Below are 6,415 nucleotides of genomic sequence, written 5' to 3' on the forward strand. Positions count from 1 at the left end.
GCAGGTCGACGGGCTCACCGATTCCGCGGCGCCAGCGGCGTCTCCGGCACCGGGTAGCCGGCCGCGCCGAAGGTCGCGACGACGGCCTTGTGCGTGTCGAAGTAGACCTGCCAGTAGTGGTCCGTGTGGCAGTAGGGCCGCACGGCCAGCAGCGGGCCTTCCGGGGTGAACTGCAGGATCTCGATGTCGGGTGCCGGCGTTGTCATCACGTTCGGGATGGCGGCGATGGCGGGCTTGAGCCGCGCGATGGCGTCCAGCGGGTCCACGCTGTTGGCGACCTTGGCCGTGCAGTCGACGCGGCGGTGCGGCAGCGTCGAGTAGTTCTGGATGGCGCTGTTGAAAACAGTGTTGTTGCCGATGATGGTGTGGACGTTGTCGGGGCTGGTGATGGTGGTGCCGAACAGGCCGATCTCGGTGACGGTGCCGGTCACGCCGCCGGCCTGCACGAAGTCGCCGACCTTGAACGGCCGCAGCACCTGCATGAACACGCCTGCGGCGAAGTGGGTCAGCAGCCCGCCCCAGGCGGTGCCGATGGCCAGGCCGGCGCCGGCCAGCAGCGCGGCGAAGGAGGTGGTCTTGACGCCGAAAATGTCCAGGATGGACAGGATCAGCACGATGTTCAGCAGCACGCTGAGGATGGAGCGCAGGTAGGTGACCAGCGTCGAGTCGATGTGCTTGCCGCGCAGCAACGCGGCGGAGAACAGCCGCAGCGCCAGCGAGATGAGCCAGCGGCCCACGACCCAGGCGGCGATGGCCGCCAGCACCTTGAGGCCGAAGTCGGCCCCCTGGGTGCTGAGAAACTGCCAGATGGCTTCGGTGTTCAGCATGTGCCTCTCCCATTGAAAACGCCTCCGTCATCGTCTCAGCCCCCGATCCGCAGCGGCAATCCGGCAAACCCCGAGACCGAACGGCGGCTCACCGGCCTGGCGCCGGTGTTCGACGCGCGCGCCCGCTTGCTGTTGCTGGGCAGCTTTCCCGGTGCGGCGTCGCTGCAGGCGGCGCAGTACTACGCCCACCCGCGCAACGCGTTCTGGCCGGTGATGGCGGCGCTGACTGGTGTGTCTGACCTCGCGCAGCGGCCCTACGCCGAGCGCCTGCAGCAGCTGCGCGGTCACCGCATCGCGCTGTGGGACGCGGTGGCCGCCTGCCGGCGCGAGGGCAGCCTGGACACCGCCATCGAGGCCGCCGAGCCCAGCGACCTGCGCGAGCTGCTGGCGCGGTTGCCTGCGCTGCGTGCCATCGGCTGCAACGGTGCGCTGGCGCATCGGCAGACGTTGCTGGCGCTGGGTGACGTGCCGCTGCCGGTGCTGCGCCTGCCGTCCACCAGCCCGGCGCATGCGGGCGTGCCGCTGGTGGGCAAGGTCACGGCATGGCGGGCGGCGCTGCAGCCGTACGTGGGCGGTGACTGATGGAAACGAGTGACCCGCTCGCGTTGGCCTAGGATTCGCTGCCCATGAGATCAAAGACACCCACCTGGGGCCCTGCGACGTTGAGTGAATTCGACGGCGTGCGCTTCCTGCACCTGGATTCCATCTGGGTTCAGGGGGCCATGCGCATCCGCAAGCCCGACCAGCTCGAACTCGAATACATCCAGCGCATGTGCGCCTGGATGCTGTGGCGCGACGAAGCCCAGCTGTGCGACGGCCATGCCGTGCAGCTGGGCCTTGGCGCCGCCGCGCTGACCCGCTTTTGCCACGGCCAGCTGAAGATGCAGACGACGGCCGTGGAGATCAACCCGGAAGTCATTGCCGCCTGCCGGCAGTGGTTTCGCCTGCCCGCCAACGACGCGCGCCTGGAGGTCGTCAACGACGACGCCGGCCGCTGGGTACTGGACGACAGCCGCCTGCAGACAGTCGACGTGCTCAACGTCGATGTCTATGACCACGACGCTGCGTCGCCGGTGCTTGACGACGAAGCCTTCTATGCCGCCTGCCGCGGCGTGTTGGTGGAGGGCGGCCTGATGACCGTCAACCTGTTCGGCCGCAGCGCCAGCTTCGCGCGCAGCGCGGCACGCATCGCCCGCGCTTTCGGGTCGGACCAGGTGTGGAGCCTGGCCCCGACGAAGGAAGGCAACACCGTGGTCGTCGCTGCGCGCGGCGTGGTGGTGCCGAGCCGCGAGGTGCTGGAGCAGCGGGCGGCTACGATCGAGTCGCGCTTCAAGCTGCCGGCGCGCAAATGGTTGCGCCTCGTGAGGCCACTGGCCCAGAACATCCTGCAAGCGCTTTGACATCGACGACGATGAATTCCAAGTCCCGACCGCCTTCCTCCGCCAAGCCCGAGGGGCGCATCGAGTGGCGCCATTTGCTCAAGTGGATGCTGCGCGATGGCGTCATCGACGAGGCCCAGGCGCTTCGCACGGAGCAGCGTTTTGCTGCCGGTGACAGTTCACTGCACCCGCTGGTGCGTCTGGGTAACGCGGGCCTCGTCCACCTGGTCAGCGGCAAGTCGCTGGATGTGGACGCGCTGTCCGAATGGATGGCCAAGCGCGTGGGCCTGCCTTACCTGCGCATCGACCCGCTGAAGGTGGACGTGGGCCGCGTGGGCGACGTGATGTCCGTCGGCTATGCCGAGGCCAATCGCTGCCTGCCGGTGCAGTTCGGCCTGACGGACGTGACGATCGCGACCTGTGAGCCCTTCGATACGCGGTGGGTCGCGCAGATCGAGTCGCATGTGCGCAAGCCCATCAAGCTCGTCATCGCCAACCCGCTGGACATTGCCCGTTACACGACCGAGTTCTTCACGCTCGCGCGGTCGGTTCGCCAGGCCGCCAAGGCCGGCGAGCAGAGCCAGGTGGCGAGCTTCGAGCAGCTTGTCGAGCTGGGCAAGAACAACAAGCAGCTGGACGCCAACGACCAGGGCGTCGTGCAGGTCGTCGACTGGCTGTGGCAGTACGCGTTCGACCAGCGCGCGTCTGACATCCACCTGGAGCCGCGCCGCGAGATGGGCGTGATCCGCTTCCGCATCGACGGCGTGCTGCACACGGTCTACCAGTTGCCACCGACGGTGATGGCGGCGATGACGTCGCGCATCAAGTTGCTGGGCCGCATGGACGTCGTTGAGAAGCGTCGCCCGCTGGACGGCCGCATCAAGACGCGCAACCCGGCGGGCGACGAAGTCGAAATGCGGTTGTCCACGCTGCCCACGGCCTTCGGCGAGAAGATGGTCATGCGCATCTTCGACCCGGACACGGCGGTGAAGGACCTGGCGTCGCTGGGCTTTGGCCAGCACGACTCCGACCGCTGGGAGCAGCTCGTGAAGCAGCCCCACGGCATCATCCTGGTGACGGGGCCGACCGGCTCCGGCAAGACGACGACGCTGTACTCCACGCTCAAGCGCCTGGCGACCGACGAGGTCAACGTCACGACCATCGAAGACCCGATCGAGATGATCGAGCCGGCGTTCAACCAGACGCAGGTGCAGGGCGCGCTGGACTTCGGTTTCGCGGAGGGGCTGCGTGCGCTCATGCGGCAGGACCCGGACATCATCATGGTCGGCGAAATTCGTGACCTGGAGACGGCCGAGATGGCCATCCAGGCGGCGCTGACGGGCCACTTGGTGTTCAGCACGCTGCACACCAATGATTCGGTGTCGGCCATCACGCGCCTGCTCGACCTGGGCGTGCCCAGCTACCTGCTGAGCGCCACCATCATCGGCGTGCTGGCCCAGCGGCTTGTGCGCACGCTGTGCCCGCATTGCAAGCAGCCGGACCCGACCGTCACCCGCGAGAGCCTCAACGAGTTGGTCAGGCACTGGCGCCTGGGTGGCGGCGTGAAGCCGTACAAGCCGGTGGGTTGCATCGAGTGCCGCAACACGGGCTTCCGTGGCCGGGCCGGCCTGTATGAACTGCTCTCGATCACGGAAGGCGTGAAGCCGACGCTGAGCGATTTGTCCAGCCTGCGGCGGCAGGCCGTGCACGAAGGTCTGCGGCCGCTGCGCCTGGCCGGTGCGATGAAGGTCGCGGAAGGCGTGACGACCATCGATGAGGTGTTGCGCAGCACGCCTGCATGGGAAGCGTAAGCAAAGGTTGGTGTTCGCGTAATCCTCAGGCTGCACTGAGTCCGCCGCTGACAGAATCGCCGCCGGGTTATTGCGCGCCTGCTGTTGGCGTGCGGGAGGCTGTAAGCGATGAAGATCAAGAGCCAGCGTGACTTCTGGTCCGGGCTGATGTTTCTGGTGGTGGGCGTGACGTTCGCGTGGGGTGCGACGGAATATTCATTTGGCAACTCAGCGCGCCCCGGGCCGGGCTACTTTCCGTTTGGCCTGGGCGTGTTGCTGGCGCTGCTGGGCAGCATCGTGCTGTTCAAGGCGCTGACGCTGGAGTCCGAAGGCGGCGATCCGGTCGGCAACATTGCGTGGCGCCCGCTGATCGTCATTGTTTCCGCCGTGGCGCTGTTCGGTGTGGCGCTGCCACGCCTGGGGTTGGCTTGCACGCTGCCGCTGGTCATCACGTTAGCGTCTTTTGCCGGCGACGAGTTCCGCTGGCGTGATGTCCTCATCACGTGCATCGTGCTGACCGTGGGGAGCTGGGCCCTGTTTATCTGGGGCTTGAAGCTGACCGTGCCGTTGTGGCCTGTCTATTTCGGGGGCTGAGCGCGCCATGGATCTTCTGAACAACCTGGGTCTGGGTTTCCAGACGGCGCTGACGCTCCAGAATCTGGCCTACGCCTTCTTCGGCACATTGCTGGGCACCTTGATCGGTGTGTTGCCGGGACTGGGGCCGGTGGCGACGATCGCGATGCTGCTGCCGTCCATCTACACACTGGACGCCACGCCCGCGCTCATCATGCTGGCCGGCATCTATTACGGTGCGCAGTACGGCGGCTCGACGACGGCCATCCTGATCAATGTGCCGGGTGAGTCGAGTTCGGTGGTCACGGCGATCGACGGCTACCAGATGGCCCGCAACGGCCGGGCCGGCGCGGCACTCGCCGCGGCAGGCCTGGGAAGCTTCTTCGCAGGCTGCGTGGGCACCGTCATCATCGCGGCCTTCGCACCGCCGCTGACGCAGCTGGCTTTCCAGTTCGGCGCCGCCGAGTACTTCTCCCTGATGGTGCTGGGGTTGGTGGGGGCCGTCGTGCTGGCGTCGGGCTCGCTCATCAAGGCCATCGCGATGATCGTGCTGGGCATCCTGCTCGGGCAGATCAACACAGACGTTGATTCGGGCATCGCGCGCTTTTCGTTCGACATTCCCGAGCTGACGGACGGGATCGGCTTCGTCGTCATTGCCATGGGCCTGTTCGGTTTCGGCGAGATCATCGCGAACCTGGGGCAGCCCTCCGAGCATCGCGAGGTCTTCACGAAGGAGGTCAAGGGACTTTGGCCGACGCGAGAGGACTTCAAGGAAGCCTGGCCAGCCGTCTTGCGGGGCACGACGCTGGGTTCCATCCTCGGCGTGCTGCCCGGTGGCGGCGCGCTGCTGGCTTCGTTTGCGGCATACACATTAGAGAAGAAGGTGGCGCGCAACCCCCGGGTGCCATTCGGCAAGGGCGCCATCCAGGGCGTGGCAGGGCCGGAGAGTGCCAACAACGCGGGTGCTCAGACCAGTTTCATCCCCATGCTCACGCTCGGCATCCCGCCGAATGCCGTGATGGCGCTGATGGTGGGAGCCATGACCATCAAGGGCATCCAGCCCGGGCCGCAGGTCATGACCAGCAATCCCCAACTGTTTTGGGGCCTCATTGCGTCGATGTGGATCGGCAATCTGATGCTGATCGTGCTGAACCTGCCGCTGATCGGCATCTGGATCAAGCTGCTGACCGTTCCCTACCGATTCCTGTTCCCAGCCATCGTCATCTTCTGCTGCATTGGCGCGTACTCGGTCAACTCCAATGTCCTGGACGTTTATCTGACTGCCGCGTTCGCGCTGCTGGGCTATGTGTTCTACAAGCTCAGCTGCGAACCCGCACCATTGCTGCTCGGCTTCATCTTGGGGCCGCTGATGGAGGAATATCTGCGACGCGCCCTGCGGTTGGCGCGAGGAGACTGGAGCACTTTCCTGACGCGGCCGCTCTCTGCGGGCTTGCTGATTGCCGCCGTGCTGATGATCCTGGTGGTCATGCTGCCCTCGATCAAGAGCAAGCGTGAAGAGGCGTTCAACGAGGAGAACTGATCGGCGACGCAGAGCTCGAAGTGCCGACACTCTGCCGGTTGCGGCGTGTATGCCCGCCGCGCGCCGGACCGCAGAGCGCAGCAGCATGCCCTGGCCAGTAGTGACATCGGAGCAGCTGTTCGCGGGCCCACCTGGCTCGCTGGGATGGGCGATCGACGGGGCGCAATAAGAAAAGTCGACCGTCTTCTTGCCTCCCCCGAAATTCCTGTGCTACAGTCGTGGGCTTCGCTGATGACAGCGCTGAGTTGAAAGACGCAGCGAGATGTTGGTGAAGGGTGGGGCAGAAATGCCTTGCTGGCGGATTTG

6 protein-coding genes are annotated in these 6,415 nt (G+C 66.0%); 5 read left to right on the forward strand and 1 reads right to left on the reverse strand.

The genetic code is table 11. From position 1 onward, the window contains the following. Positions 1 to 14: 14 nt before the first annotated feature. Positions 15 to 824 (reverse strand): mechanosensitive ion channel family protein, encoded by an 810-nt coding sequence (locus ACG00X_RS22250; RefSeq protein ID WP_394491699.1) that lies wholly within the window; start codon positions 822 to 824, stop codon positions 15 to 17. 15 nt (positions 825 to 839) lie between these two features. Between ACG00X_RS22250 and ACG00X_RS22255 the strand changes: the two genes are divergently transcribed. The 5 genes from ACG00X_RS22255 to ACG00X_RS22275 all read left to right on the forward strand — a co-directional run bounded on the left by ACG00X_RS22255 (position 840) and on the right by ACG00X_RS22275 (position 6,109). After that, positions 840 to 1,409, forward strand: coding sequence for a DNA-deoxyinosine glycosylase (locus ACG00X_RS22255; RefSeq protein WP_394491688.1), 570 nt, complete (start codon positions 840 to 842; stop codon positions 1,407 to 1,409). Between the two features lie 44 nt (positions 1,410 to 1,453). After that, a complete protein-coding gene (locus ACG00X_RS22260) occupies positions 1,454 to 2,227 on the forward strand; it encodes a spermine/spermidine synthase domain-containing protein (protein WP_394491690.1) in 774 nt (257 codons plus the stop codon). Positions 2,228 to 2,238: 11 nt separating this feature from the next. Continuing rightward, a complete protein-coding gene (gene tfpB / locus ACG00X_RS22265) occupies positions 2,239 to 4,017 on the forward strand; it encodes a type IV pilus assembly ATPase TfpB (protein WP_394491691.1) in 1,779 nt (592 codons plus the stop codon). A gap of 108 nt (positions 4,018 to 4,125) precedes the next feature. Beyond that, on the forward strand, positions 4,126 to 4,590 hold the full coding sequence (locus ACG00X_RS22270; RefSeq protein ID WP_394491693.1) for a tripartite tricarboxylate transporter TctB family protein: 465 nt from the start codon (positions 4,126 to 4,128) through the stop codon (positions 4,588 to 4,590). A gap of 7 nt (positions 4,591 to 4,597) precedes the next feature. Continuing rightward, positions 4,598 to 6,109: a tripartite tricarboxylate transporter permease gene (locus tag ACG00X_RS22275; RefSeq protein WP_394491695.1), complete on the forward strand. Its 1,512-nt coding sequence runs from the start codon at positions 4,598 to 4,600 to the stop codon at positions 6,107 to 6,109. Positions 6,110 to 6,415: the final 306 nt, after the last annotated feature.

The sequence above is a fragment of the Pelomonas nitida genome (assembly GCF_043555975.1).
GTDB lineage: Bacteria > Pseudomonadota > Gammaproteobacteria > Burkholderiales > Burkholderiaceae_C > Pelomonas > Pelomonas nitida.